Here is a 22,794-nt window from a genome sequence, read left to right on the forward strand (position 1 = left end):
GCGCGTACCGTGCGAACGGACGCGGCGGCGGCCGGGATCGCCAGCGCGACGGCGACCAGCCCGGCGGCCACCGGACGGCGGCGGCACCACCACAGCGCCGCGCACGCCGCCGCGCCGCCGATCACGTCGGCCCACAGGTACCAGCGGGGCGTGCCGGGGCCGAGGTCTCCCCACACCACCGAGACGCCGCCGGCCAGCGCGAGCACGACCCCTCCGGCGACCGCGACCCGCTCCCGCCGCGACCGCCCGCCCTCTCGCCCACCGGCTCGCCCGTCATCCTGGCCGTCGCCACCGGTGCCGGCCCACCAGGCCCGCCCGGCCTGGTCGGCCTGATTTTCGTCGCCCGTCTGCGGGCTGCTCGCCCCGAACACCATGGCCGATCGTAGCCCGCGGCCGCCGCGCCGGGCGGCAACCATGGTCACCGGCCGTGGCAACCAAAGTCGTCACCGGTGCGCGACCGCGGTGGCCACGGTCCGGCCGCAAGGCAGCAGCGCCGCCCCCGCGCGGGACGGGAACGTGGGGTCATGGTCTCCCTTCAGGCACGCGGCCGGTGGGCCGCGCTCGTACTGGCCGGGCTCACCCCGGTCGTCGCCGAGCTCACGCTGGGCAATCCGCCGCTGCGCCAGGCGTGGCTGCTGCTGGTGTGGACGCCGATCTACGGCGCGGGCACCGTCCTGATCCGCGAGCTGGTACGTCGTGCCGGGCGCGGGCGGGGGTCGGTGCTGCTGCTGGGGGCGGCGTACGGGATCGTGGAGGAGGGGCTGGCGCTGCAGGCGCTGACCAGCCCCACCCTGTACGGCGCGGCGGGGTGGGCGCCGCGCGTCCTGGGCCTCAACAGCGCCTACACCGAGCTGAACATCCCCTACCACGCGGTGTTCAGCGTGGCGCTGCCGATCCTGCTGGCCGACCTGCTGTTCCCGGCGCTGCGCCACCGCCCCTACCTGGCGCGGGCCGGGCTGGTGGTGACGGGCGTGGTGTTCGTGCTGGGCGTGCTGCTGCTGCGCTGGACGGCGGCCTTCATGGACCCCGGCTACCTGGCGCCGTGGCCGGTGCAGGCGGGGTTGCTGCTGGCGGTGGCGGCGCTGGCCGTCCTGGCGTTGCGCGTCGTCCCGCCGTCGTCGGCCGAGTCCCCGCAGGCGGCCGGGGGATCGGCGGGCGTGCCCGCTCCGGCGCTGGTGGCGGTGGGGGCCGGGGTCGTCGCGTTCGGGTATCTGGCGCTGCTGTTCCCCTTCGGCGGGGCCCGGCATCCGGCCTTCACCCAGGGCGGCTGGGTGGCGGCGCCGATGGCGGCCGCGGCGCTGCTGGCGGTGGTGGCCGCGCTGCTGGTACGGCGGTGGGCGGCCTACGGCGGCTGGGGCGACCGGCACAGTCTGGCGCTGGCGGGCGGTGCGCTGATCGGGCACACCGCCTTCGGAGTGCTCGCCAACGGCGAGACGGCCGCCGACCGGGTCTCGCTCACCGTGCTCGGCCTGGTGATGGCCGCTCTCCTGGCGCTGCTGGCCCGCCGCATGCGCCGGCTTCCAGCGCCGGCCCGTACACGCTGACCTTCAGCGCCGGCCCGCCGTACGGGCTGAGGTTTCAGCGGGCCGCGGCGGCGGGCTGGGCGTGGCGCTGCACGGCGGCGGCGAACGCGGCGATCAGCGGGTGCGGACGCCGTCCGTCGCCGGCCAGCTCCGGCTGGAACAGCGTGCCGACGAAGAACGGGTGGCCGGGCAGCTCGGCCACCCGCACCATGCCGTCCTCGGCGTGGCCGGAGAAGACGAGCCCGTGCTCGGCCAGCCTCCCGCGGTAGGCGTCGTTGAGGCCGTAGGAGCAGCTGTAGGCCTCGACGATGGACGTGGTCCCCATGATCTGCTCGATCCGCGAGCCGGGGGTCAGCCGCACCAGCCCCTCGTGCCCGGCCAGCGAGCACGACAGCGGCTCCAGCAGGAACGCCTCGGCGCCGGGGGTGTTCTCGGCGTGGTCGACGTCCAGCCCGCACACGTTGCGGCCGTACTCCAGCAGCATGTGCTGGAACCCGCCGCAGGTGCCCAGGAACGGGATGCGCCGCTCGCGGGCGGTGCGGGCGGCGTTGACCGCGCCGGCCTCGCTGGCGTACGGGCTGCCGGGCATGATCCAGATGCCGTCGAAGCCGTCGAGGTCGTCGGCCTCGGTGGTGGGGATCCAGTAGGGGTCCAGGGCGATGCCGTCGCGTTCGCGCAGCGCCTCGATCAGGCGGGGGAGGCGGGCGTGGGACCGGACGCTGGGTGAACGGTCTGCGACCAGGGCGATTCTCATGCCTCCCATCGTGACCTCCACCCGTGCTTAAGCGCCAACGATGATGTCTGCACCTGCTATAAGCATTACTGATGGACCCGAATCTGTTGCGCACGTTCGTGACGGTGGCCCGCCTGCGTTCCTTCTCGGCCGCCGCCCACGAGCTCGGCTACACCCAGTCGGCGATCTCCCAGCAGGTCGCGGCGCTGGAGGCCGATCTGGGGCTGCCGCTGCTCGGCCGCCGCCCGGTGGAGCCGACCCCGGCCGGTGAGCGGCTGCTGGAGCACGCGGGGCCGCTGCTGCTGCGCCTGCGGGCGGCGCGCGCCGACGTGCTGCGCGCGGCGGCCCAGCCGGCCCACCGGCTGCGGCTGGCCGCCACCCCGCTGGCGGTCAACGCCGTGCTGGCCGGACGGCTGGCCGGGGCGCGCGCCGCCCAGCCGCGGCTGCGGGTGGAGGTGCGTACCTGTGACCGGGAGCGGCTGGCCGAGCTGCTGGCCGAAGGGGAGGCCGACCTGGGGCTGGCCGACGGCATCGCCGCGCCCAGCGACCCGCTGCGCCTGCCGGAGTCGGGCCCGATGACCACGGTGGGCGTCAGCGAGGAGGACCTGGTGGTGGCGTTGCCGCCGGGGCATCCGCTGGCGGGACGCCGGGCGTTGCGGCTGGCCGACCTCCTCGACGCCCGCTGGCTGCAGACGCCGCTGTGCCCGTTGCCGCGCCTGCGTGACCTGGCCGGTGACGGGTTCGCCGCGGCGCTGGTCTACCAGGGCGACGACGTGCACACCGTGCTCAACCTGGTGGCCGCCGGGCACGGGCTGACGCTGCTGCCGGCCTCGGCCGGCCGGGGGGTGCCGCTGGTGGCGCCGCGCCTGGTGCACCGCGTGGAGCTGGTGCACGGCGCGCTGCCGCCCGGCCCGGCCGCCACCTTGGCCAGGGCCCTGGCCGGCCCGCCGGACTGACGCTGCGGGGTGCGGGCCGGCCCGCGTGCGGTGGGTGGACGGGTCAGGCGTGCCAGCCGCTCACCCCGCCCGGCACCGGCGCGGCCGGGTCGTAGGGCTCGCGGGTGAAGACGAACGTGTTGAGGTCGAGGTGGTCGGCGGCCACGCGCAGCGTCTCACCGGTGTAGTAGCCGTCCAGGCCGAGCCATGTGCCGTCGTCCTGGGCCACGAACCGGGAGGCGCGCCCGCTGCCGTCGACGGGAGCCAGCGACAGCCCGCGGTCGGGCAGCAGCCGCAGCGCGTACGGCTTGGGCCCCCAGTGCCACAGCCCGGTCAGCGCCAGCAGGTCGGGGTCGGCGGGGACGGGCTGCCATTCCTCGGGCAGGCGCGGCTCGTGCTCGTCGAGGATGTCGAGCAGGTCGGTGAGCAGGGTGCCGGTCATGCCGCTGGTGGTGTTGGCCATGAACAGCGCGCCCACGCGTTCGGCCGGGTCGGCCCACACGGTGGCCAGGAAGCCGGGCATGGACCCGGTGTGCCCGGCCAGGCGGCGCCCGCCGACGCGGGCCAGTTGCAGGCCGAGCCCGTAGCCGACGGTCCAGGAGTCGCCGTCGGCGACGCCGGCCGGTTCGCGCATCTCGGCCAGGGTGTCGGCCGACAGCACGCCGCCGGTGTCGCCGCCGACGAAGGCGGCCCAGCGGGCCAGGTCGTGCGGGGTGGACCACAGCTGCCCGGCCGGCCCCATGGCCACGGCGTCGTGCTCGGGCTCGGTGAGCACCATGTCGGCCCACGGGTGGACGGCGTAGCCGGTGGCGTGCGGGGCGCGGGGGCGGGCGGTGGTGGCGTTCATCTCCAGCGGCGCCAGCACCTCCTGCCGCACGGCCTGCTGCCAGCCGGCGCCGCGCAGCCGGGCCACCAGCTCGCCCAGCAGCGCGAACCCGACGTTGGAGTAGTGGAAGAGGCGCCCGGGCCGGTGCCTGACCTGGTCGGGGCCCACCCGCTTGAGCAGGTCGGGCAGCTCGAGGCCGGGGGTGCGCTCCCACCAGTCGGTCGGCGGTTCGGCGGTCAGGCCGGAGGTGTGGGCCAGCAGCTGGGCGATGGTGGCCTGCCCGGCGGCGGTGCCGGGCAGGTGGCGCTCCAGCGGGTCGGTCAGCGCGATCCGGCCCTCGTCGCGCAGCCGCATGACGGCCACGGCCACGATCGACTTGGTGATCGACCCCAGCCGGTACTGGGTGGCCGGGGTCGGCGGGCCGTCGCCGACGCGGCCGCGGCCGCCGAACCACACCGTCCGCCCGTCGCGGACGATCGCCGCCGTCAGCGACGGCACCCTGCACTCGGCCTGCTCGACGGCCAGCCTGCGCAGCAGCGCGCGGGCCGTCACCTGTCCCACCTGACTCATGGGCGACAAGACTAGCGGCGTCGGGCGGGCGCCAGGTGCGTACCTGCCGGCTCGCCGCGGCTGTCCGGGTGGCCGGGCCGTCATCGATCGTGGTGGTGCGGGGAGACCAGGCCGGCGTCGTAGGCGGCGATGACGAGCTGGACCCGGTCGCGGGCGCCGAGTTTGGTGAGCAGGCTGGCGATGTGGGCCTTGGCGGTGCCGGGGCTGATGTGCAGCCGGGCGGCGATCTCGGCGTTGGACAGGCCGCGCCCGGCCAGGGTCAGCACCTCCCGTTCCCGCGCGGTGACGCCCAGCGGCTCGCGCGGCAGCGGGCGGGGTTCGGGGCGGCCGGCGAACTCGGCGATGAGGCGGCGGGTGACGCTGGGGGCGATCAGCGCGTCGCCGGCCGCGACCACGTGGACGGCGGACAGGATGTCCTCCAGCGCCATGTCCTTGACCAGGAAGCCGCTGGCTCCGGCCCGCAACGCGGCGTGGATGTTGTCGTCGTCGTCGAACGTGGTGAGCATGATCACGCGGGTGTCCGGGGATTCGGCGGTGATGGTCTGGGTGGCCTCGATGCCGTCCATGCCGGGCATGCGGATGTCCATCACGACGACGTCGGGGCGTAGCTGCCGGGTGAGCTGGACGGCTTGGGCTCCCGTCCCGGCCTCCCCGGCGACGACGACGTCGGCGATCCCGGCGTGCTGCGCGTGCTGGCCGCCAACGCGCTCCTGGCTCCGGTGTCAGGGCTGGTCGGCATGGGAGTCGGCGCGCTGCTGCGGCACACCGCGGCCGCCGTCGTGTCCGTCTGCGCGGTGCTGGTCATCGTGCCGACCTTCTTCCGGCCGACCGTCCACCAATGGCTCAACGACCTCTACGCCCTGGTCCCCTTCTACGTCTGGCGCACCTGCCTGGGACTGCCCCAGCTCCGGGACGATCCCGCCCTGCCCACGGTGGCCGGCTCCTGGGCCGTGTTCGCGGCCTGGCCGCTGGCCGCCGCCGTCCTGGCCGTGCTCGTCGTGCACCGCCGCGACGTCTGACCGCTCCCGAAAGGAATCCGATGAACTCCCTGCTGCTGCGGCGCCTGCCGGCCGTCCCGCTGACGGCCTGCCTCGCCCTGGCCGTCACGGCCTGCGCCACGCCGACCGCCTCGGCCACGCCCACCGGCCCCGCCACCGCGTCCGCCGGCCCCGCCGCCACGGCCACCGCGTCCCCGGCCGTTCCCCGGCTGGAACTGCCGCGCCCCACCGGCCCCGATCCGGTCGGCCGCGACGTGCTGTACCTGGTCGACAAGAGCCGTAAGGACCCTTGGGTCCCGCGATCGGGCCCGCGCCGGCTGATGGTCTCGATGTACTATCCCGCTCGTTCGGCCACCGGCGCCCCGGCCCCCTTCATGGCCCTGGAGGAGGCCGCGTCCCTGCTGCGACGCAAGGCCCCCGGCGCCGACCTGCCCGCTGAGATCGTCAGCGACATCCGCACCTACGCCCATGCCGGCACGCCCGCCAAGAAGGGCCGCCATCCGCTGGTGGTGCTCTCACCCGGCCTCGGCCTGCCGCGGGGCGGCCTCACCTCCCTGGCCGAGGACCTGGCCAGCCGCGGCTACGTCGTCGCCTCGGTCGACCACGCCTACGAATCGTCGGGAACCGTCTTCCCCGGCGTCGGCCTGCTCACCTGCGCCCCCCTGTGCGACCAGCCCAGACCCCCCGAGGGCGGCAAGGCCGCCATCGCCAGGAACCGCGCCCAGGACGTCTCCTTCGTCCTGGACCGGCTGACCGGCCGCCACCCGGCCTGGAAGCGCGCCAACCTGATCGACTCCAGGCGCGTCGGCATGGCCGGCCACTCCATCGGCGGCGAGGCCGCCTCCGCCACCATGGCCGCCGACACGCGGATCAAGGCCGGGGTCAACCTCGACGGCACCATCAGCGCAACCCTGCCCGCCGCCGGCCTGGGCGATCGCCCTTTCCTGCTGATGGGCAGCCGACGTGACCACAGCCCCGGCAAGGACGACACCTGGGACAGCGCCTGGCGGACCCTGCGCGGCTGGAAGCGCTGGCTCACCGTCGCCCAGGCCCAGCACAACAGCTTCACCGACCTGGCCGTCCCGCAGAGCAAGGTCGGCCCGCCGGCTCCCGGCACCATCGCCCCCGAACGCGCCCTGGCGCTCACCCGCGCCTACGTCGGCGCCTTCTTCGACCAGCACCTCAAGAACCGCAAGCAAGCCCTGCTCGACGGCCCCACCCCGGACAACCCCGAAGTCGGCTTCCACAACCCGTGACCCTGCACCGGGCCACCGCCGCCCTTCCCCGATCGCGCGCTCGGGGCCCGTCCGTATGGCCGCCGGGGCCGGTCAGCGGGTGGGGGCGCGGTCGAAGGTGTCGAGGATGAGCCGGCTGGCGTCCAGGTCGCGGGCGGTGTCGCCGAGCCCGGGCAGCTCGATGGGGCCGGGCCAGGTGTGGCCGCCGCCGTTCACCGTGTACAGGCCCAGCGTGGCTCCCCGCGGGCAGGACGTCCACAGGCGCAGCCGGACGAGGCGCAGGGGATGGCTGGTGGCGGGGGAGGAGCAGCGCTGGGCGGCGGCCCAGGCGTTCATGGTCTGCTCGACCGGAGGCAGCACGATGAGCGCGGCCAGGTGTCGCAGTTGGCCGCCGGGCTCGGGGTGGCCGCCGCCGTAGGGGACCAGGCGGTCGGCGGTGCCGTGGAAGGCGATGATCGTGGTGGGGGCGGGGTGGGCGCAGGGCCGGGCGATGGGGATGCCGGCCACGGCGGCCACGCCGCTCAGGCGTCCGTCCAGGGCGCAGACGAGCGAGGCGGCCAGGCCGGCGCCATAAGACAGGCCGGCGGCGAACTCGCGTCCGGGGTGGGCGCACTGGTGGCGTTCGACCTCGTCGAGCAGGGCGGCCAGGTAGGCGGTGTCGTCGGGGCCGGCGGTGTGCGGCAGGGTCCAGGCCAGCCGTCCGGGCGCCGATTGGGGAGTGATGACGATGTAGCCGCGGCTGGGGCCGATCTGCGGCAGGCGGCTGTAGGCGGCCTGTTCGGCGGCGTTGGAGCCGAGGCCGTGCAGGTTGAGCAGCACGGGGTGGGGGCCGGGCCCGTCTGGGACGGCCAGCAGGTAGCGGCGGGTCAGGCCGGCGGTGGTGAGCTGGTGGGGGCCGGAGGTGAGCCGGCGGGCCGTGGCGGCGCATCCGCTGCTCGCCGCGCCCCGCACCTGCTCCCGCATCCGCCCCTGGTCCTGCCCCTGATTTTGCCTCTGGTCCTGCCCCTGCCCCCGCGCCTGACCGGGAGTCTGGCCCTGTTCGCCTTCGCCGGACCGGGAGGGCACCGCGCAGCCAGACAACACCGCCACCGCCAGCAGCGTCACCAGCGCCGTCATCAGCGCCGTGACCGTGGTGCTCGCGCTGGTGCTGCTCGCGGCGCTAGTGATGGTCGCGGTGCTGATGCTGCTGCTGGTCGTCCTGGTGCTCGTGGTGCTGGCGCTGCTGGTCGCGCTGGTGCTCGTGCTCCTGCCCATCTCGCCCCCCATCTTGCCCACCGCGCGCTGCTGGTCGTACTGGCAAGTGTGCCTTCCGCCGCCGCCCGCATGCGCGCATGCCGAAACCGGCCGCCCCCTGTGCCCGGGGGACGGCCGGCCAGGGCGGCGGGTCAGCACACGATGAAGATGCTCTTCCAGCCGACGGGGGTGCGCTGCTCGGCGTTGCGGTTGGAGGCCAGTTCGAAGTGCATCACGCCGGAGGCGTTGGGCTGGTTGTACATGCGGCCGCTCTGGCCGTCGCCGTACCACTTGTAGGAGCCGTGGTAGGGGATGTTGGACACGCCGCAGGCGTCCAGGACGACCGAGCGGCCGGTGAAGCCGCGGCCTTCGTAGGCGACGTACTGGGAGGCGTACGCGGCGCCGGCCGAGGCGAGGACGAGCCCGGCGGTGATCGCGGGGACGAGAAGGATCTTCTTCAACGTGTTCTCCTTCGAGGGTTCCTGACGAATGCCCACGGTGGGTAATCGTATGGCAACCCTTCGTACGCGTCGAGGCGTTCTCGCTGATGGCGAGGGTGGGAGGCCGTCCGGGGCGGTCCACGGCGGCGGGCCGGGACGTCGAAAAGCCGCTCACCGCGGGCCTGTCGGCGGCGGTGAGCGGCTGCGTCAGAGCGGGGGAGCGGGGGAGCGGTCAGGACTTGGCGTGCAGGGCGCTGCCCTTCTTCCACTGCGAGAACGGCAGCTGCCAGTAGCCCCAGCCGTTGTTCCACTCCAGTTCCCGGTTGGTGCCGGTGATCTCCACGACGTCGCCGCGCTGGAAGTTGTCGTAGAACCACTTGGCCTGGTCGGGGCGGGAGTTGATGCAGCCGTGGCTGACGTTGCGCACGCCCTGGGCCCAGACGTTGTCCTTGGCGTGGACGTACTCGCCGGAGTTGGAGATGCGCACGGCGTGATCGATCATCACGTCGTAGTAGCCGGGGTCGCCCTTCTTGCGGCCGGGGGAGATCATGCGCACCGGGTTGCCGCGTTCCATCGTCAGGTGCACGCCGGAGGTCGTGGTGTACTCGCGGGTGGTGGCCATGCCGGCGCTGATGCGCATGGTCTGCACGCGCTTGTTGTCCTTGTAGACGTACATCATGTGGGTCTTGGTGTTGACCTTGCTGATGACCTTGGCGCCGATCTTGAGGCTGGCGGAGTAGTCCTTCACGCCGTACAGGCCCTTGCCGGCCTTGACGCCGGTGATGCGGGCGTTGAAGCTCACCTTCTGGTGAGCGGGCCAGTACTTGGCGGTGCGGTAGATGACGGTGGTGTCGTTGATCCACCGCCAGGCGCCGGTGACGGGCTTCTCGGCCTCCACCTCCAAGGCGCGCTCGACGGCCGCCTTGCCGGTGACGGGCTGGTTGAAGGTGACGATGATCGGGGCGCCGACGCCGAGGGTCTCGCCCTTGGCGTTGGGGGTGACGTCGGCGACCTGCAGCTCCCGCTCGGGTTTGACCGTGGTGAAGGTGCTGGTGGCGGCGGTGGCGCCGGCCTTGGCCGAGACGTTGTAGTTGGTGGAGGGCTTCAGCGGCGTCCGGGAGACCCACTTGGTCTTGTCGGCGTTGAACCTGCCCTCGACCGTCTGGCCGCCGCCGTCGACGGTCACCTCCTCCAGCGCGCCGCCGGCGGAGGTCACCACGACCTTCTTGTCGGGGCTGACCTTGGCGCTGCCTTCGGCGGGGCTGATGGAGACGGTGGGCGCCTGCGGGGTGGCCACCGTGGTGGCCTCGGGCGCTTCCGGCCCGCGCGAGGCGGCGTTCCCGCTCGAGCAGGATGCCGTCAGGGCCGCCACCGCCAGCAGCGCGAGGCCGGCGGCAGACTTCGTCCATGCGGGCGCAACGTTCAAGACTGTCCTCTCCCCCAGGGCGGCAAACCCACCCCAAAGACTTTAATGCTCCTGCATGTATGACGCAGAAGCATTTAGGAGAGTTCGGTCACATTTGCATCACTAATTGCTGTCAACCCCAGGTCAACCTGCGTCAACGCGACGATCAACGCCTCCTGTCCGGGGGAGCTCAGTGCCGCTCCAGGCGGTGGGTCAGGCCCGTGTGCCGCCGTCCGGCGCCCTTGGTCCGTACGGCCTGGGCCAGCGCCCGCCGCGACCCCACGATCACCACCAGCCTCTTGGCCCGGGTGATCGCGGTGTAGAGCAGATTGCGCTGCAACATCATCCACGCGCTGGTGGCCAGCGGGATCACCACCGCCGGATACTCGCTGCCCTGACTGCGGTGGATGGAGACGGCATAGGCGTGGGCCAGCTCGTCCAGCTCGTCGAAGGCGTAGTCGACCTCCTCGTCCTCGTCGGTGCGCACGGTCAGGCTGTGGTCGTCGGGACGGATGCCGGTGACGATCCCCACCGTGCCGTTGAACACCCCCGCCGCGCCCTTGTCGTAGTTGTTGCGCAACTGGGTGACCTTGTCGCCCACCCGGAACACCCGCCCGCCGTAACGGCGTTCTGGCATGCCCTCGCGGGCCGGGGTCAGCGCCTCCTGCAACGCGATGTTGAGCGCCCCGGCCCCGGCCGCGCCGCGGTGCATCGGCGCCAGCACCTGCACCTCGCGCCGGGCGTCCAGCCCGAACCTGGACGGGATGCGCCGCGCGACGACGTCCACCGTCATCGCCGCGATCTCCTCCGGCTCCTCGCACGGGAACAGGAAGAAGTCCGACATGCCGGCCAGCACCGGATGGTGCCCGGTGTTGACCCGGTGGGCGTTGGTCACCACCCCCGACTCCTGCGCCTGGCGGAAGATCTGCGTCAGCCGCACCCGCGGCACGTCCACGGCGGCCAGCAGATCCTTCAGCACCTCCCCGGCCCCCACCGAGGGAAGCTGGTCCACATCGCCCACCAGCAGCAGATGCGTGCCCGGCGCCACCGCCTTGAGCAGCTTGTTGGCCAGCAGCAGATCCAGCATCGAGGCCTCGTCCACCACCACCAGGTCGGCGTCCAGCGGGTTGTCGCGGTCGAAGGTGGCCTCCCCGCCCGGCCTCAGCTGCAACAACCGGTGAACGGTGGTGGCCTCGTGCCCGGTCAGCTCCGACAACCTCTTGGCCGCCCGCCCGGTCGGCGCGGCCAGGATCACCTTGGCCCGCTTGGCCCTGGCCAGCGTCACGATCGACCGCACGGTGAAACTCTTGCCGCAACCCGGCCCGCCCGTCAGCACCGCCACCTTGCACGTCAGCGCCAGCCGTACCGCCTGACGCTGCTCGGGCGCCAGCTCGGCGCCCGTCTGGGCCGCCAGCCACGCCTCGGCCCGCTCCCAGTCGACGTCGGCGAAGGACCGCAGCCGGTCATGGCCGCTGTTCAGCAACGCCAACAACCCGCCGGCCAGCGACAGCTCGGCCCGGTGGAAGGGCGGCAGATACACCGCCGGCACGCTGTTGTCCCCGGCCGGCACCTGCTCGCGCACCACCCCCTCCTCGGCCGCCAGCTCCTCCATGCACCGCGTGGCCAGCTCGGCCGGCACGTCGAGGATCTTGACCGCGTCGGCCACCAGGTTCGGCGCCGGCAGATAGCAGTGGCCGTCGTCGGCCGCCTGCGACAACGTGTACCGCAACCCCGCCTTGACCCGCTCGGGACTGTCATGGGGGATCCCGACGGCCTGGGCGATGGTGTCGGCCGTCTTGAACCCGATGCCCCACACCTCATCGGCCAGCCGGTACGGCTGCCCGCGCACCACCGAGATCGACGACTCCCCGTACTGCTTGAAGATCCGCACCGCGATCGAGGTCGACACCCCGACCCCCTGCAAGAAGATCATCACCTCTTTGATGATCTTCTGCTCCTCCCACGCCACCGCGATCATCTTCGTCCGCTTGGGACCCAGCCCCGGAACCTCCACCAGCCGCTGCGGCTCCTGCTCGATCACCTCCAGCGTCCCCGTACCGAAATGATCGACGATCCGCTCGGCCATCTTCGGCCCGATCCCCTTGATCAGCCCCGACCCCAGATAACGCCGGATGCCCTGAACCGTGGCCGGCAACACCGTGGTGTAGGACCACACCTCGAACTGCTTGCCGTAACGCGGATGCGACGTCCACCGCCCCCGCAACCGCAACGACTCCCCGACCTGCGCCCCCAGCAGCGGCCCCACCACCGTCAGCAACTCCGCACCCGACCGCTCGGTGGCCACCCGCGCGATCGTGTACCCCGTCTCCTCACTGGCGAAGGTGATGCGCTCAAGAACCGCATCAAGGGACACACCGAGCGAACCGTTGGCGTCAGGCTTCACGCAAACCCCTCTATTGCCTGTTGTGAAGGCAAGGTTAGAACAGCAGCCCCTCCCACGAACCACCCCATCTCCGGGTGGCGCTACCCGGCTTCACCACCCGGCCGCGGCGGCACGCCGGATTCGAGCCCCCTGCCGATCCGCGCACCCAGGCAGCGCAGCGCCTGCCTGAGTTCGGCCGGTTCGACATCCGCCAGGTCGGCGTCGAACGTCAGCAGCAGCCCCGCCAGCCCAGGCCATGACCACGCGCCGAGCGTGAGCCGGCACGTGCCCTCGGTGTCGTACTCCACCGTCGACCCGCCCGGGGCGAACCGGGCCACCGTAGCGGCGGGCAGAGCCAGGACGGCCGAGCCCCGGCACGGCCACTCGGCGGCGGCGTCCCCGCGGTCGTGCGCGGTCATGACGAAGACGACAGGATCGCCGTGCGGGACGTCACGCCGGTCGAAAGGCACATGCGTGGGCAGGTGCGGCGTACAGCGATCCACGCGCATCGCACGCCACCGGCCGGCGCCCGGGTCGAAGGCGACCAGATACCAGCGCGCGGCCCACACCACGAGCTCGTGCGGCTCCAGCGTGAGCGTGACAGGCTCGCCCTCACCGGTGTAATCCACCCGAACAAGATGCCGCCGGCCGATCGCACCGCCCACGGCCGCGACGACCCCGGCCTCGATCGGCGGCGCGGGGAACTCCCAGTAGTTACGGGCCGAGGAAACAGTGAACGCCTCGGCGTGCAGACGGCTGCGCACCGGCATCGCCTGATGCAGCGTGGCCAGCGCACGAGCCGCGTTCTCACGGATCCCGGACAGGACCGCCGGCACCGTCTGCAGCGCGACGGCCGCGGCCACCGCCTGATCCTCATCGAAGACCACCGGCGGCAAACGGGTCCCACGACCCAGCCGATACCCTCCACCCGCTCCGCGGACGGCCTCGATCTCATACCCCAGGTCCCGCAACGTCTCGATGTCGCGACGCACCGTTCTCACCGACGCCCCGACCCGGCCGGCGAGCTCACCGGCCGTCAGAGTCGCACCGACCCCGAAAATCGACAGCAGCTTGAGCGTCCGCGCGGAAGTGGCAGCCATGATTGCCCGATCCTCCCACCCAAAGCGGCCACTCGATGGCAACCATGCCGACAAAGGTGGCCGACATGACCCAGCCACCCAGCCCCCACAAGCACACCCGCACCACCGAAGCGCCCCCCGCACGCGAGGCCGGCACCCACGCGACCACCGCGCTACTGGTGGTGCTCCTGGGATCCTTCATGGACCTGCTCGACGCCACCATCGTCACCGTCGCAGCCCCCGCCATCGCCCAGGACCTGGCCGCCGACGACACCCAGATCCAATGGACGATCGCCGCCTACACCCTCGCCCTGGGCACAGGCCTGATCACCGGCGGACGACTCGGAGACCAGCACGGCCGCAAGCGCCTGTTCACCATCGGACTGACCGGCTTCATGACCACCTCGGCACTGTGCGCCCTGGCAACCGACCCCGGCATGCTCATCGCCATGCGGGCCGGACAAGGACTCACCGCGGGAATCATGGTCCCGCAGGTGTTCGGCCTCATCCGGGCCACCTTCCCCCCGGGCGAACGCGCCAAGGCGTTCGGCGCCTACGGAGCAGCCCAGGGCCTCGCCTCGGTCGCCGGACCGCTGCTCGGCGGCCTGCTCGTCGACGCCGACCTGTTCGGACTGGGCTGGCGCACGATCTTCTGGATCAACGTGCCCCTCTCCATCCTCGCCCTCACCATCGGCGCCAAGACCCTGCCCGAGTCCCGCTCCGCCTCCACCGCCCCGCTGGACCTCCCCGGCGCACTCCTCGCCGCCACCGGCATCCTTCTCCTGCTCCTGCCGATCATCCAGACCCAGACCTGGGGATGGAACTGGACCGGCTACGCCCTCCTCACAACCGCAATCCTGCTGCTCACGATCTTCCTCGCCCACGAACGCCGCCTCACCCGACGCGGCAACGAACCCGTCCTCGACCCGGCCCTGCTGAGAATCCGCGCCTTCACCGTCGGCCTCAGCGCCTCCACGCTCTTCTTCGGCGGCATCGGACCGTTCTTCCTCACCCTGTCGGTCTACCTCCAAAACGGCACCGGCCGCACCGCATGGCAGACCGGCCTGGTGATCCTCCCGTACGCACTCGGCTCGATCATCACCTCCGGCCTCGGCGTCGCCCTCACCACCAAAGCAGGCAGAACGCTCCTGACCACCGGCTCCCTCACCATCGCGGCATCCCAGCTCGCCCTGTGGTACATCGTCAAAGACGGCAACGACCCCGGCTACTGGCCCCTGGCCCTGGCACTGTTCGCCGGCGGCCTCGGACTCGGCCTCACCGCACCCATCCTCGTCAACGTCGTCCTGGCAGGCGTCCCCGGACGCAACGCAGGCGCCGCGGGCGGGGTCCTGTCCACCGTCAACCAGATCGGCGGCGCGGCCGGCATCGCCGTCCTGGGCACCCTCTTCTTCACCTCCGCCACCGCACCAGCCACCACAGCACCGGCGCCGCCCGCCTACAGTCACGCGCTCGGCATCGTCCTGACCGCCTCCACCGCGCTCTACCTCATCACCGCACTCCTGATGCTCGCCCTCCCGAAAACCGCCACCACCAACGCCGAACAGAGACAACTGCACAGAACCGACGAAAGACGGGGGACAGGCACCACACCGTGAACCCCCCGTCAGCACCCAACCCACCCACCACCCCTTACAGTGTCACCGGTGAAGATCAGACAAGGCCGCCCCGGCGACGACGCCGTCGTCCTGACCATGTTCGACAGCGCCATCACCTGGCTCGTCAGCCAGAACCGCACCGGCCAATGGGGCACCCGCCCCTTCACCGGCGACCCCCGACGCACCCAGCAAGCCGCCGACTGGCTCGCCGGCGGCGGCATGCGCATCGCCGAGATCGACGACCAACCAGCCGGCTGCATCGTCGTCGGCGACGCCCTGCCCTACGTCACCCCCGCCACCGAACCCGAGCTCTACGTCCAGGTCCTCGTCATCGACCAACGCCACGCCGGCCGAGCCGTCGGACGACACCTCCTGCAATGGGCCCTGCAAGAAGCCCGCGACCGCAGCCTCGGACTCCTCCGCGTCGACTGCTACGCCGGCGACGACGAACGCCTCGTCTCCTACTACGAAAGCTGCGGATTCACCCGCGACCAGCCCTTCACCGTAGGGGAGTGGCCCGGCATGATCCTCCACCAACGCCCCTGAACCCGGCCCGACCCCGCCCCGAGCCTCACACCAGGGCCAACTGAGCCACCGACGGCCCCCGCCCCACCGGCTCCGGCGCACCGCACCGCATCCCATAAACCCGGCACAACTGCGCGATCTGCCCCGTGATGCGCTGCTCGTAACCGGGGGAGGGGAACCCTGCCCGATCGTAGAGCTCCTCATAACGCTCCACCAGACGCGGATGCGCCCCAGCCAACCACCGCATATACCACTGCCGCGTCCCCGGCGGCAACCGCAACACCACCGGCTCCACCGCCACCGCCCCCGCACCCGCGATCCGCCGCACCGTCGCCGTCAACTGATCAGCCGCATCACTGAGCAACGGCAACACCGGCGCCATCAGCACCCGGCACTCCACCCCCGCCTCCACCAGCGCCGACACCAGCTCCAACCGCGCCTGCGCCCCCACCGCACCCGGCTCGACCGCCCGCCTGATCCGCTCGTCCACGAACGCGATCGACACCGCCACCCGCGCACCCGCCCGCGCCAGCACCTCCGCATCCCGCAACACCAGCGCACTACGCGTATACACCGTGAACGGCACCCCCGCCGCCCCCAGCGCCGCCACCACCCCCGGCATCAACCGATACCTCTCCTCAGCAGGCTGATAACCATCGCCCGCCACACCCACCGCCAGCGGCTCGCCCTCCCACCGCCCCAACTCCGACCGCAACCGCTCCACCACATTCGGCCGGACCACGATCCGCGAATCGAAATCAACCCCCGCGTCCAACCCCAACCTGCGATGACCCGCCCGCGCCCCACACCCCAGACACGCATGCACACAACCCCGGTAAGGCGAAACCGCCCACCGCTCCACGATGCCCGCACTCCCCGGCACCCGCTCGATCACCGTACGGGCCTGCGTCTCATAAAAACCGTCACGCACCACCGCGCGCCGCTCGATCAGCGGCCGCCCATCGACCGCCTCGACAAGCGCCAGCGCATCCCAACCCACCCAACCAGTGGAACACGCATTCGACTACCTTTCAAGCGGAACACCGCAACGCCCACACCCCGAAGGAACCCCATGGCCTGGATCCTGCTCGCCCTCGCCATCGCCACCGAAGTCCTCGCCACCACCGCACTCAAACTCAGCAACGGCCTCACCCACATCGGCTGGACCACCGCCGTCGCCACCGGCTACATCACCTCATTCGTCCTGCTCGCCCGCGCCCTCAAACTCCAACTCGACATGGGCACCGCCTACGCCATCTGGTCCGGCGCCGGCACCGCCGCCATCGCCCTCATCGGCGCCACCCTCATGGGCGAAACCCTCACCCCCCTCAAGATCAGCGGCATCCTCCTCATCATCGGCGGCGTCATCGTCCTCAACCTCGCAGGCACCCACTGAACCCCACCACAAAACGCGTTGAACACCCCCCACCCCCTCCCTACACTGCCCCCGTGCTCACACCCGAATACCCCCTCACCACCCCCCGCCTCCACCTGCGCCCCTTCACCCCCGACGACCTCGACGCCCTCCACGCCTACGAATCCCGCCCCGACGTCGCCCGCTACCTCTACTGGGAACCCCGCGACCGCCAAACCACCAGCACCTCGACAAAAGAATCACCCGCCACACACTCCACGACGAAGGCGACGCCATCGACCTCGCCATCACCCTGCGCACCACCGGCCAACTCATCGGCAACGCCCTGCTCATCTGGACCAGCAGACAACACCGCCAAGGCGAGATCGGCTACGTCCTCCACCCCGACCACCACGGCCACGGCTACGCCCCCGAAGCCACCCGCCCCCTGATCCACCTCGGCTTCACCCAACTCGGCCTCCACCGCATCACCGGCCGCCTCGACGCCCGCAACAAAGCCTCAGCCCGCGTCCTGGAAAAACTCGGCATGCGCCACGAAGCCACCCTCCTCGACAATGAGATCGTCAAGGGCGAATGGACCAGCGAAACCATCTACGCCATGCTCGAAACCGAATGGACCCCATGACCGTCGTCCACCACCTCGCCCTGCAGACCGACTGGGAACACGCCCAGCAAGCAGGGGAGTACCGCATCTCCACCCTCGGCCACACCCTCGACGACATCGGCTTCATCCACCTCAGCCACGACCACACCCAACTCCGCACCGTCCACGACACCTACTACACCACCGTCACCCACCCCCTCCTCGTCCTCGACATCGACCCCACCGGCCTCGACATCCGCACCGAGAACGGCTACCCCCACCTCTACGGCCCCCTCCCCGTCACCGCCGTCACCGCCACCCACCCCTACGCCCCCTGACCACCCGCCCACCCCATCGCCCGCAACAACCGCAACACATGAGGCGGCGTCCCCACCAACTGCGTACGCCCCGCCCGGCACGACACCACCAGCAACCGCGCCCCCTCCACCCCCAGAAAATCCAGCCCGCTCACATCCACCACCAGCGACTCGTCGATCCGCCGCGCCCGGCCCAACGCCTCGGCCAGCGCCACCTGGTTCGTCGCATCCACCTCACCCACCAACCGGATGATCGACGGACCCGGCATCGGGCAGCACGTGATGCGCAACTGGTGATCGACATAGAGCAGATGGGGGAGGGACGCGCACCCGAGGGGGTCCGGGGTATTCACGACAAAGCCGCCATTCCCGGGCTCTCACACGCCCGGTATCGGAAGAGGGGAGTGGACCGTGGACCGTGCGGCCGGTGACGCACGCCGGGACCGCCGACCCCCCTGGACCAAGGCGGCCCCGCCGAGGCCGGAGGGGTTTCACGCCCCCAATTCACACACCCGCACCCCGACAGCATAGAGCAGCCGTCCGACCGCCGTGCGTAATCACGGGGATCTCCAGAGCCGCCCGACAAGGCCTTTTGCGGACCAATTACCCAAACCACACAGAATCCACGTTCTGTACGGTATGAGTAGTTTGTCCGACTAGAGGCGGTTCACGAAGCGGGAGGCGGCATGCTGGCTCATGCCGGTCTCGCCGCGCACCAGGAAGACGGCTTCCTGGATCTGGCCGAGCGCCTTCAGCTCCCGAGCCTGGTCCACCAGGTCGACACTGGGGTTGGGGCGGTTGCGGGGGCTTTTGGTGAGACGGACGGCCAGAATGATCAGCCAGATGACGGCGGCGACGATGACGGCCGTGAGTGCGACGAGGCCGGCCGTCGAGGCGGCCAGAGCCGGCGGGGCGGCGAGGAACTGGCTGGACGTCAGGCTGGGCATGGTGGAAATCTGCCCGGCGGGTGACTGTTCATGCGGGATGTCTTTGCCGTGTCGTGGCGGGTGGCTGGTTGCTCGATAATGAACATTATGTCAAGTAGACCGGATCGGGGGCCTCCTCCGCGCTCCGGTCGCGGCCGGGGTGGGTGTCGTCGCGGTTTCAGTGGTCTGATGCGTTCGACAGTTCGCTCGGTCGAATCGAGGATCGTTGGCGTGCTCTCCGCCGGCGGTATCCACGTGAGGGTCGGATGACTACCCACTTCTGGCACCTGTGTCTAGGCGGTGCGGCTTTCTGGACGAGGTCGATGGGCGGTTGTGCCGGCGGCCCTGCTTCTTCATCCGACGATGCGTGTCCTGGTCGGGTTGGTAGTGCTACTCCCCCGTGCGGGTGGCGGCAAGAGGGGGTCCTGGCGGGAACGGCACATCATCGAGGTGCCTTCCGGAAGGCGAGGCGGGGTCGGGCATCGAGCCGGTGGACGTCCTGCTGTCCAGGAGTCGGTGGGAGCGAGGGGTTGTGTTGCGTGTCGAACAGCTCCTGGGGTTTGTCGATGCCCGCTCGCCCCGGGTACTCCCCCATATGGCTGTCCTGTGACGTCGTTGCCTCGCACCCGCCCTGTCCCCCGGCCCGGGCGTGTCGGGGCACGGTGCGGTGGTCGGTGTGAGCATGGCGGGATGGTCGTACCGGTCTGGGGGCGGTGTCGGTGATCATCTACCCTCTTCGCCATGGGCGTGGTGATCGGGGTGGTCGGCGGATGAGCACGGTGTGGCTGTTCACGGGTGACAGCGTGACTCAGGGGGCGTTGCACACGTTCGGGTGGCGTGACTATACGCAGTTGTTCGCCGAGCGGGTGCGCTTCGAGCTGAACCGGCCGTCCGATGTGGTCATCAACACCGGGGTGAGTGGTCAGAAGGTCTCTCAGCTCGATGTGGAGAACGCGGTGTTGCGTCATCGGCCCGATGTGGTGGTGCTGATGTTCGGGCTCAACGACTGTGTTGCCGGGTTGGCGGGTCTGCCGGCTTTCGGCCGTGACTATGCGGCGGTGGTCTCCCGTGTGCGGGAGGCGGGTGCGAAGGTGGTGCTGCAGACGCCCAATCGGGCGCCGGAGTCCGGCTGGGCGGATCTTTCGGCTTATGCCGAGGTGGTGCGTTCGCTGGATGCGGATGTGTTGGTGGATCATCATGCGGCTTGGGATGGTGGCGAGCATTGGATGGGGTCTGGGTGCCATCCCAATGAGTATGGGCATCGGGCGTTGGCGAGGAATCTGTTGCGGGCGCTCGACCTGTGGGAGCCGGTGGGGGTGAGTGGGTCGTTGTTCATCCCGTGAGGTGTGCCGCGGATGGGGGTTTGGTCGGCAGTTGCTCCTGGTTGATGCGGGTGAGCAGTGGCGGGCTCCAGTGGGTGCCGTAGGCGAGTTGGAGCTGCGGCAGTCGCCAGTCGTCGCCGGTGACGGCGCTGCGGCAGGTGGGTGTGGCGCAATGGCAGGCCATGGACCAGGTTGCGACGCCGCTGTGGGTGGCGTAGTCGATGGTGAGCTCTTCGCCGGGGGCGATCTGTCTGCGGGCGGTCAAGGTGGTCGCGTCGGTGTGCCAGAGGTTGGGCTCGCAGGAGTGGTTGCCGTAGCGCACCGGGTGGTCCGGGTCGAGGAGCAGGTGGCGGCCCTCTTCGACGGTGAGGCTGCTGTAGGGCGGGGTGAGGGAGGCCAGGGTGTTGTCGTCGATGAGGCGGCCGCCCAGTCGCATGACGATCTCGTCCTTGCCGATGTGTTCGCGGGCGAACAGGCCGGTGCCGTGGATCGGCGAGAGGGTGGGGCGGGCGCGTGGCGTCAGCCAGGACTGGGGCGGGTAGGCCGGGCTCGTCATTGATGGCTCCCTGTCGGGACGTCTGAGCGTGCTCATGGTGGCGTTGAGGTCGGCGTGCATCGCTCTGCGGGTGTGCAGCGGGTGTTGTGATGGGACGGCCTGCTGGGGGGTCGGGTGGGCGTTGCTTGTGGGCCCGCCGCTCGGGTTCGCGTGATCATTGCTGCTGTTCATGTTCACAGAAATGACGAGTTCGTGGCCGGCACGTCGTCGCTCTTGTGTGCCTGCCGACTCGTCAGAGTCGTTCCGATCCACCTCGGTATGCCAGGCATGTCAGCACCAGGTGAAGCCTGTGCGGCCTTTCCGCTCGGTCAGTCGATGCCTTCGATGATGCGGAAGTCGCGCTCGACGCCGTCGGGGAAGGCCGCCAGCGCCTTCTGGTATGCCTTGCTGTCGTATGCCGCGACGGCCTGTTCAAAGCTGTCGAACTCGATCAGAACGACGCGTTGTGTGATTCCGGCCTCGTGGGCGACGACTCGACCGCCGCGGGACGGCAGGAGGGACAGGTTGCGTCCGCCCCCAGCCTGGACAGCGGGGCCGGCCAGCTTGTCGTAGGCAGTCAGCCTCTCAGGGTCGGAAATGGCGGGGTAGACGCTGACCCAGTAGCCCTTGGCCATGGAAACCTCCTGTGTTGGGCCGGACGGGTCCGACTTCGAATTGACACTCGGATCGATCGATTCCGGCGACGGTACTGCGGTCAGTTGAATCGCCATGTGCGCAGGTTAGGGCTTGATGTGCGGTCGGGGGAAAGATCGGTACGGGATAGACTCAGAACGGATCGTTATCAATCGGCCGGGAGGGCACGTGGCGCCGGACACGGTGAGCCTGCGGTATTTCCTGGTGCTGGCGCAGGAGTTGAACTTCACCCGCGCGGCCGCACGGATCGGTATCGCACAGCCCGCCCTCAGCGCCCGGATGCGCCGTTTGGAGGCGGAACTCGGTACGGCCCTGCTGGTCCGCAACACGCGTAGCGTCGGATTGACCGCGGCCGGTGCGGCTTTGGCGGAGTCAGCGCCGCCCGCGCTGGCGGCGCTGGACCGGGCATGGGACACCGCCCGGAGCGCGGCGGCCGGTGAACTGGGCACGCTGCGCATCGGATACAGCCTCAGCACCGGGGCCGAGACGGCACCGGCTCTGGTGGACAGGCTGATTCGCGGCAACAGCGGGCTCGAGGTCGGCGCGGTGCCGATGGCGACACCGGAGATCTCCCCCGCGGTCGCCGACGGCCGCATCGATGCCGGGATCACCCGTGGTGAACAGCCGGGTCGTGGCGTGCGCCGGTTCCTGCTGCGGCGTCAGCGCGTCGGGGTCCTGCTGGCGCAGCACCATCCGCTGGCCGGGCACCCGGAGATCGAGATCGCCGACGCGGCCGCGTATCCGCTGCGACTCCCGGACCGTGCGGCCAACCCCGTGATCCACGATCAGCTGTCCGAACTGTTCCGAGGCATTCGGCCACACCCCCGGTTCCGTAGGCCCGCAGTCTCTTTCGACATGTCTCAGCGTGACCTGCGCGACGGGGTCACCCTCGCCCCGGCGGGAGAAGCCGCGGTCACGGCATCACCGGCCGGTCTCACCTGGCGACCGCTGCGGGGCGCGCCCAGCCTGACGATCCACCTGGTCCTGCCGCTCGAGCAGTCGCCGCTGCACCGCCGCATCCGTGCTGTCGCCAAAACTCTGGCGCACGGGCTGCACTGGCTGCCGGACTGACGCGCAGGAGGTCAAGCGAGACGGACGTCTGCGGTCCTCTACAAGTGCGTCCTGGTGCTCAAGGGCGGCCGCCGTCCGCAACTGGGCCCGGCCGTCCCCGGCTCCTCGGCCCGCGCTCGCCTGTGGAGTGTCCGCGTGAACGCCCCGACCGACGTCCCCGCTGTCCGTGACGGGCAGCCGCCGACCACCCCGGCCGACACCGATCGGGACACCGAGGTGGCTGAACGGGAGGCGTACGTGCGCGTGTCGATCGACCCGTCCGAGCCGGTGGCGGTCTGGTTGGCGATCGTTGAGGTCCCGTCGCGCCAGGGGTGCCGACGCGGTGAGGCGCTCCATGGCGGACCCCGGACCGCTGCCTGGTGATCACGGACTGGAACTACACAGAGTTACTTCGGGGGTGGTCGCAGGGACCTGAGCGAAGGGTCTTGTGGGGTTGGTGGGAAATTTTTTTCGGGGGTCCGCGGCTTCGTTGTGATCTTGGCGGGCGGATGGGGGGTGTGGGGGTGATCT

At 71.0% G+C, this 22,794-nt stretch carries 25 protein-coding genes and 2 pseudogenes; 13 read left to right on the plus strand and 14 right to left on the minus strand.

Annotated elements, in window-relative coordinates:
* A pseudogene (locus tag ABZ444_RS44960) lies at nucleotides 1-422 on the minus strand (hypothetical protein); the annotation flags it as partial.
* A gap of 102 nt (nucleotides 423-524) precedes the next feature.
* Here ABZ444_RS44960 and ABZ444_RS44965 point away from each other — a divergent pair.
* The gene (locus ABZ444_RS44965; RefSeq protein ID WP_358010358.1) at nucleotides 525-1,544 is read left to right on the plus strand and encodes a hypothetical protein; all 1,020 of its coding nucleotides are present in this window, start codon (nucleotides 525-527) and stop codon (nucleotides 1,542-1,544) included.
* A 34-nt stretch (nucleotides 1,545-1,578) separates the two neighbouring features.
* Here ABZ444_RS44965 and ABZ444_RS44970 read toward each other — a convergent pair whose 3' ends face one another.
* On the minus strand, nucleotides 1,579-2,277 hold the full coding sequence (locus ABZ444_RS44970; RefSeq protein WP_358010359.1) for a gamma-glutamyl-gamma-aminobutyrate hydrolase family protein: 699 nt from the start codon (nucleotides 2,275-2,277) through the stop codon (nucleotides 1,579-1,581).
* A 71-nt stretch (nucleotides 2,278-2,348) separates the two neighbouring features.
* On the opposite strand from ABZ444_RS44970, the gene ABZ444_RS44975 reads away from it, so the two are divergent.
* Nucleotides 2,349-3,212 (plus strand): LysR family transcriptional regulator, encoded by an 864-nt coding sequence (locus ABZ444_RS44975; RefSeq protein ID WP_358010361.1) that lies wholly within the window; start codon nucleotides 2,349-2,351, stop codon nucleotides 3,210-3,212.
* Between the two features lie 43 nt (nucleotides 3,213-3,255).
* Here the strand turns inward: ABZ444_RS44975 and ABZ444_RS44980 are convergent, their stop codons facing one another.
* Both ABZ444_RS44980 and ABZ444_RS44985 read right to left on the minus strand, forming a co-directional pair.
* Nucleotides 3,256-4,587: a serine hydrolase domain-containing protein gene (locus ABZ444_RS44980; RefSeq protein ID WP_358010362.1), complete on the minus strand. Its 1,332-nt coding sequence runs from the start codon at nucleotides 4,585-4,587 to the stop codon at nucleotides 3,256-3,258.
* An 80-nt stretch (nucleotides 4,588-4,667) separates the two neighbouring features.
* Nucleotides 4,668-5,261: a response regulator transcription factor gene (locus ABZ444_RS44985; protein WP_358010411.1), complete on the minus strand. Its 594-nt coding sequence runs from the start codon at nucleotides 5,259-5,261 to the stop codon at nucleotides 4,668-4,670.
* Between ABZ444_RS44985 and ABZ444_RS44990 the strand changes: the two genes are divergently transcribed.
* Together ABZ444_RS44990 and ABZ444_RS44995 are read left to right on the plus strand one after the other, a co-directional pair.
* Nucleotides 5,217-5,606: a hypothetical protein gene (locus ABZ444_RS44990; protein WP_358010363.1), complete on the plus strand. Its 390-nt coding sequence runs from the start codon at nucleotides 5,217-5,219 to the stop codon at nucleotides 5,604-5,606. The two genes, ABZ444_RS44985 and ABZ444_RS44990, sit on opposite strands and share 45 nt — an antisense overlap.
* A gap of 20 nt (nucleotides 5,607-5,626) precedes the next feature.
* Nucleotides 5,627-6,841 carry an alpha/beta hydrolase gene (locus tag ABZ444_RS44995; protein ID WP_358010364.1) on the plus strand — a complete coding sequence of 405 codons (1,215 nt, stop codon included), beginning with the start codon at nucleotides 5,627-5,629 and terminating at the stop codon, nucleotides 6,839-6,841.
* A 72-nt stretch (nucleotides 6,842-6,913) separates the two neighbouring features.
* Here ABZ444_RS44995 and ABZ444_RS45000 read toward each other — a convergent pair whose 3' ends face one another.
* Entirely contained in the window at nucleotides 6,914-7,936 is a 1,023-nt protein-coding gene (locus ABZ444_RS45000) for a PHB depolymerase family esterase (protein WP_358010365.1), read from the minus strand.
* Between the two features lie 7 nt (nucleotides 7,937-7,943).
* Between ABZ444_RS45000 and ABZ444_RS45005 the strand changes: the two genes are divergently transcribed.
* Nucleotides 7,944-8,219, plus strand: a complete 276-nt coding sequence (locus tag ABZ444_RS45005) for a hypothetical protein (protein ID WP_358010366.1) — start codon at nucleotides 7,944-7,946, stop codon at nucleotides 8,217-8,219.
* Here ABZ444_RS45005 and ABZ444_RS45010 read toward each other — a convergent pair.
* From ABZ444_RS45010 to ABZ444_RS45025, 4 genes are all read right to left on the minus strand, one after another.
* Nucleotides 8,206-8,514 carry a MiAMP1 family antimicrobial peptide gene (locus ABZ444_RS45010; protein ID WP_357975940.1) on the minus strand — a complete coding sequence of 103 codons (309 nt, stop codon included), beginning with the start codon at nucleotides 8,512-8,514 and terminating at the stop codon, nucleotides 8,206-8,208. The two genes, ABZ444_RS45005 and ABZ444_RS45010, sit on opposite strands and share 14 nt — an antisense overlap.
* A 211-nt stretch (nucleotides 8,515-8,725) precedes the next feature.
* Complete coding sequence (locus ABZ444_RS45015; protein ID WP_358010367.1) at nucleotides 8,726-9,919, minus strand: Ig-like domain-containing protein; 1,194 nt, start codon at nucleotides 9,917-9,919, stop codon at nucleotides 8,726-8,728.
* Between the two features lie 169 nt (nucleotides 9,920-10,088).
* Complete coding sequence (locus ABZ444_RS45020) at nucleotides 10,089-12,302, minus strand: ATP-dependent RecD-like DNA helicase (protein WP_358010369.1); 2,214 nt, start codon at nucleotides 12,300-12,302, stop codon at nucleotides 10,089-10,091.
* A gap of 80 nt (nucleotides 12,303-12,382) precedes the next feature.
* The gene (locus tag ABZ444_RS45025; protein WP_358010371.1) at nucleotides 12,383-13,381 is read right to left on the minus strand and encodes a WYL domain-containing protein; all 999 of its coding nucleotides are present in this window, start codon (nucleotides 13,379-13,381) and stop codon (nucleotides 12,383-12,385) included.
* Nucleotides 13,382-13,446: 65 nt separating this feature from the next.
* Here ABZ444_RS45025 and ABZ444_RS45030 point away from each other — a divergent pair, with 65 nt between their 5' ends.
* Together ABZ444_RS45030 and ABZ444_RS45035 are read left to right on the plus strand one after the other, a co-directional pair.
* Nucleotides 13,447-14,976, plus strand: coding sequence for an MFS transporter (locus ABZ444_RS45030; protein ID WP_358010372.1), 1,530 nt, complete (start codon nucleotides 13,447-13,449; stop codon nucleotides 14,974-14,976).
* Nucleotides 14,977-15,024: 48 nt separating this feature from the next.
* On the plus strand, nucleotides 15,025-15,522 hold the full coding sequence (locus ABZ444_RS45035; protein WP_358010373.1) for a GNAT family N-acetyltransferase: 498 nt from the start codon (nucleotides 15,025-15,027) through the stop codon (nucleotides 15,520-15,522).
* Between the two features lie 25 nt (nucleotides 15,523-15,547).
* Here ABZ444_RS45035 and ABZ444_RS45040 read toward each other — a convergent pair whose 3' ends face one another.
* Complete coding sequence (locus ABZ444_RS45040) at nucleotides 15,548-16,501, minus strand: radical SAM protein (RefSeq protein WP_358010374.1); 954 nt, start codon at nucleotides 16,499-16,501, stop codon at nucleotides 15,548-15,550.
* A 72-nt stretch (nucleotides 16,502-16,573) separates the two neighbouring features.
* On the opposite strand from ABZ444_RS45040, the gene ABZ444_RS45045 reads away from it, so the two are divergent.
* From ABZ444_RS45045 to ABZ444_RS45055, 3 genes and pseudogenes are all read left to right on the plus strand, one after another.
* Nucleotides 16,574-16,897 carry a multidrug efflux SMR transporter gene (locus tag ABZ444_RS45045; protein ID WP_358010375.1) on the plus strand — a complete coding sequence of 108 codons (324 nt, stop codon included), beginning with the start codon at nucleotides 16,574-16,576 and terminating at the stop codon, nucleotides 16,895-16,897.
* Nucleotides 16,898-17,114: 217 nt separating this feature from the next.
* Nucleotides 17,115-17,348, plus strand: a pseudogene (locus tag ABZ444_RS45050) (GNAT family N-acetyltransferase); the annotation flags it as partial.
* Nucleotides 17,349-17,488: 140 nt separating this feature from the next.
* Nucleotides 17,489-17,797 carry a DUF952 domain-containing protein gene (locus tag ABZ444_RS45055; protein WP_358010376.1) on the plus strand — a complete coding sequence of 103 codons (309 nt, stop codon included), beginning with the start codon at nucleotides 17,489-17,491 and terminating at the stop codon, nucleotides 17,795-17,797.
* Here ABZ444_RS45055 and ABZ444_RS45060 read toward each other — a convergent pair.
* Together ABZ444_RS45060 and ABZ444_RS45065 are read right to left on the minus strand one after the other, a co-directional pair.
* A complete protein-coding gene (locus tag ABZ444_RS45060) occupies nucleotides 17,785-18,129 on the minus strand; it encodes an STAS domain-containing protein (RefSeq protein WP_358010377.1) in 345 nt (114 codons plus the stop codon). The two genes, ABZ444_RS45055 and ABZ444_RS45060, sit on opposite strands and share 13 nt — an antisense overlap.
* Before the next feature lie 303 nt (nucleotides 18,130-18,432).
* Complete coding sequence (locus ABZ444_RS45065) at nucleotides 18,433-18,723, minus strand: hypothetical protein (protein ID WP_358010378.1); 291 nt, start codon at nucleotides 18,721-18,723, stop codon at nucleotides 18,433-18,435.
* A 749-nt stretch (nucleotides 18,724-19,472) separates the two neighbouring features.
* On the opposite strand from ABZ444_RS45065, the gene ABZ444_RS45070 reads away from it, so the two are divergent.
* Nucleotides 19,473-20,045, plus strand: coding sequence for an SGNH/GDSL hydrolase family protein (locus ABZ444_RS45070; RefSeq protein ID WP_358010380.1), 573 nt, complete (start codon nucleotides 19,473-19,475; stop codon nucleotides 20,043-20,045).
* Here ABZ444_RS45070 and ABZ444_RS45075 read toward each other — a convergent pair.
* Nucleotides 20,035-20,580 (minus strand): SET domain-containing protein-lysine N-methyltransferase, encoded by a 546-nt coding sequence (locus tag ABZ444_RS45075; RefSeq protein WP_358010381.1) that lies wholly within the window; start codon nucleotides 20,578-20,580, stop codon nucleotides 20,035-20,037. The genes ABZ444_RS45070 and ABZ444_RS45075 overlap by 11 nt on opposite strands.
* A gap of 308 nt (nucleotides 20,581-20,888) precedes the next feature.
* Nucleotides 20,889-21,290: a DUF1330 domain-containing protein gene (locus ABZ444_RS45080; RefSeq protein ID WP_358010383.1), complete on the minus strand. Its 402-nt coding sequence runs from the start codon at nucleotides 21,288-21,290 to the stop codon at nucleotides 20,889-20,891.
* A 91-nt stretch (nucleotides 21,291-21,381) separates the two neighbouring features.
* Between ABZ444_RS45080 and ABZ444_RS45085 the strand changes: the two genes are divergently transcribed.
* The gene (locus ABZ444_RS45085) at nucleotides 21,382-22,284 is read left to right on the plus strand and encodes a LysR family transcriptional regulator (RefSeq protein WP_358010384.1); all 903 of its coding nucleotides are present in this window, start codon (nucleotides 21,382-21,384) and stop codon (nucleotides 22,282-22,284) included.
* A gap of 135 nt (nucleotides 22,285-22,419) precedes the next feature.
* Nucleotides 22,420-22,647, plus strand: a complete 228-nt coding sequence (locus tag ABZ444_RS45090) for a hypothetical protein (protein ID WP_358010385.1) — start codon at nucleotides 22,420-22,422, stop codon at nucleotides 22,645-22,647.
* Nucleotides 22,648-22,794 lie beyond the last annotated feature (147 nt).

Source organism: Nonomuraea sp. NPDC005730 (genome assembly GCF_040630865.1).
In the GTDB taxonomy this organism is placed as follows: domain Bacteria; phylum Actinomycetota; class Actinomycetes; order Streptosporangiales; family Streptosporangiaceae; genus Nonomuraea.

What these genes read in the sequence shown, in the direction of transcription:
- ABZ444_RS44965 (WP_358010358.1), top strand. Translation starts at nt 525, where the DNA reads ATGGTCTCCCTTCAGGCACGCGGCCGGTGGGCCGCGCTCGTACTGGCC.
- ABZ444_RS44970 (WP_358010359.1), bottom strand. Translation starts at nt 2,277, where the DNA reads ATGAGAATCGCCCTGGTCGCAGACCGTTCACCCAGCGTCCGGTCCCAC.
- ABZ444_RS44975 (WP_358010361.1), top strand. Translation starts at nt 2,349, where the DNA reads ATGGACCCGAATCTGTTGCGCACGTTCGTGACGGTGGCCCGCCTGCGT.
- ABZ444_RS44980 (WP_358010362.1), bottom strand. Translation starts at nt 4,587, where the DNA reads ATGAGTCAGGTGGGACAGGTGACGGCCCGCGCGCTGCTGCGCAGGCTG.
- ABZ444_RS44995 (WP_358010364.1), top strand. Translation starts at nt 5,627, where the DNA reads ATGAACTCCCTGCTGCTGCGGCGCCTGCCGGCCGTCCCGCTGACGGCC.
- ABZ444_RS45000 (WP_358010365.1), bottom strand. Translation starts at nt 7,936, where the DNA reads ATGACGGCGCTGGTGACGCTGCTGGCGGTGGCGGTGTTGTCTGGCTGC.
- ABZ444_RS45025 (WP_358010371.1), bottom strand. Translation starts at nt 13,381, where the DNA reads ATGGCTGCCACTTCCGCGCGGACGCTCAAGCTGCTGTCGATTTTCGGG.
- ABZ444_RS45030 (WP_358010372.1), top strand. Translation starts at nt 13,447, where the DNA reads ATGACCCAGCCACCCAGCCCCCACAAGCACACCCGCACCACCGAAGCG.
- ABZ444_RS45045 (WP_358010375.1), top strand. Translation starts at nt 16,574, where the DNA reads ATGGCCTGGATCCTGCTCGCCCTCGCCATCGCCACCGAAGTCCTCGCC.
- ABZ444_RS45055 (WP_358010376.1), top strand. Translation starts at nt 17,489, where the DNA reads ATGGACCCCATGACCGTCGTCCACCACCTCGCCCTGCAGACCGACTGG.
- ABZ444_RS45065 (WP_358010378.1), bottom strand. Translation starts at nt 18,723, where the DNA reads ATGCCCAGCCTGACGTCCAGCCAGTTCCTCGCCGCCCCGCCGGCTCTG.
- ABZ444_RS45070 (WP_358010380.1), top strand. Translation starts at nt 19,473, where the DNA reads ATGAGCACGGTGTGGCTGTTCACGGGTGACAGCGTGACTCAGGGGGCG.
- ABZ444_RS45075 (WP_358010381.1), bottom strand. Translation starts at nt 20,580, where the DNA reads ATGACGAGCCCGGCCTACCCGCCCCAGTCCTGGCTGACGCCACGCGCC.
- ABZ444_RS45080 (WP_358010383.1), bottom strand. Translation starts at nt 21,290, where the DNA reads ATGGCGATTCAACTGACCGCAGTACCGTCGCCGGAATCGATCGATCCG.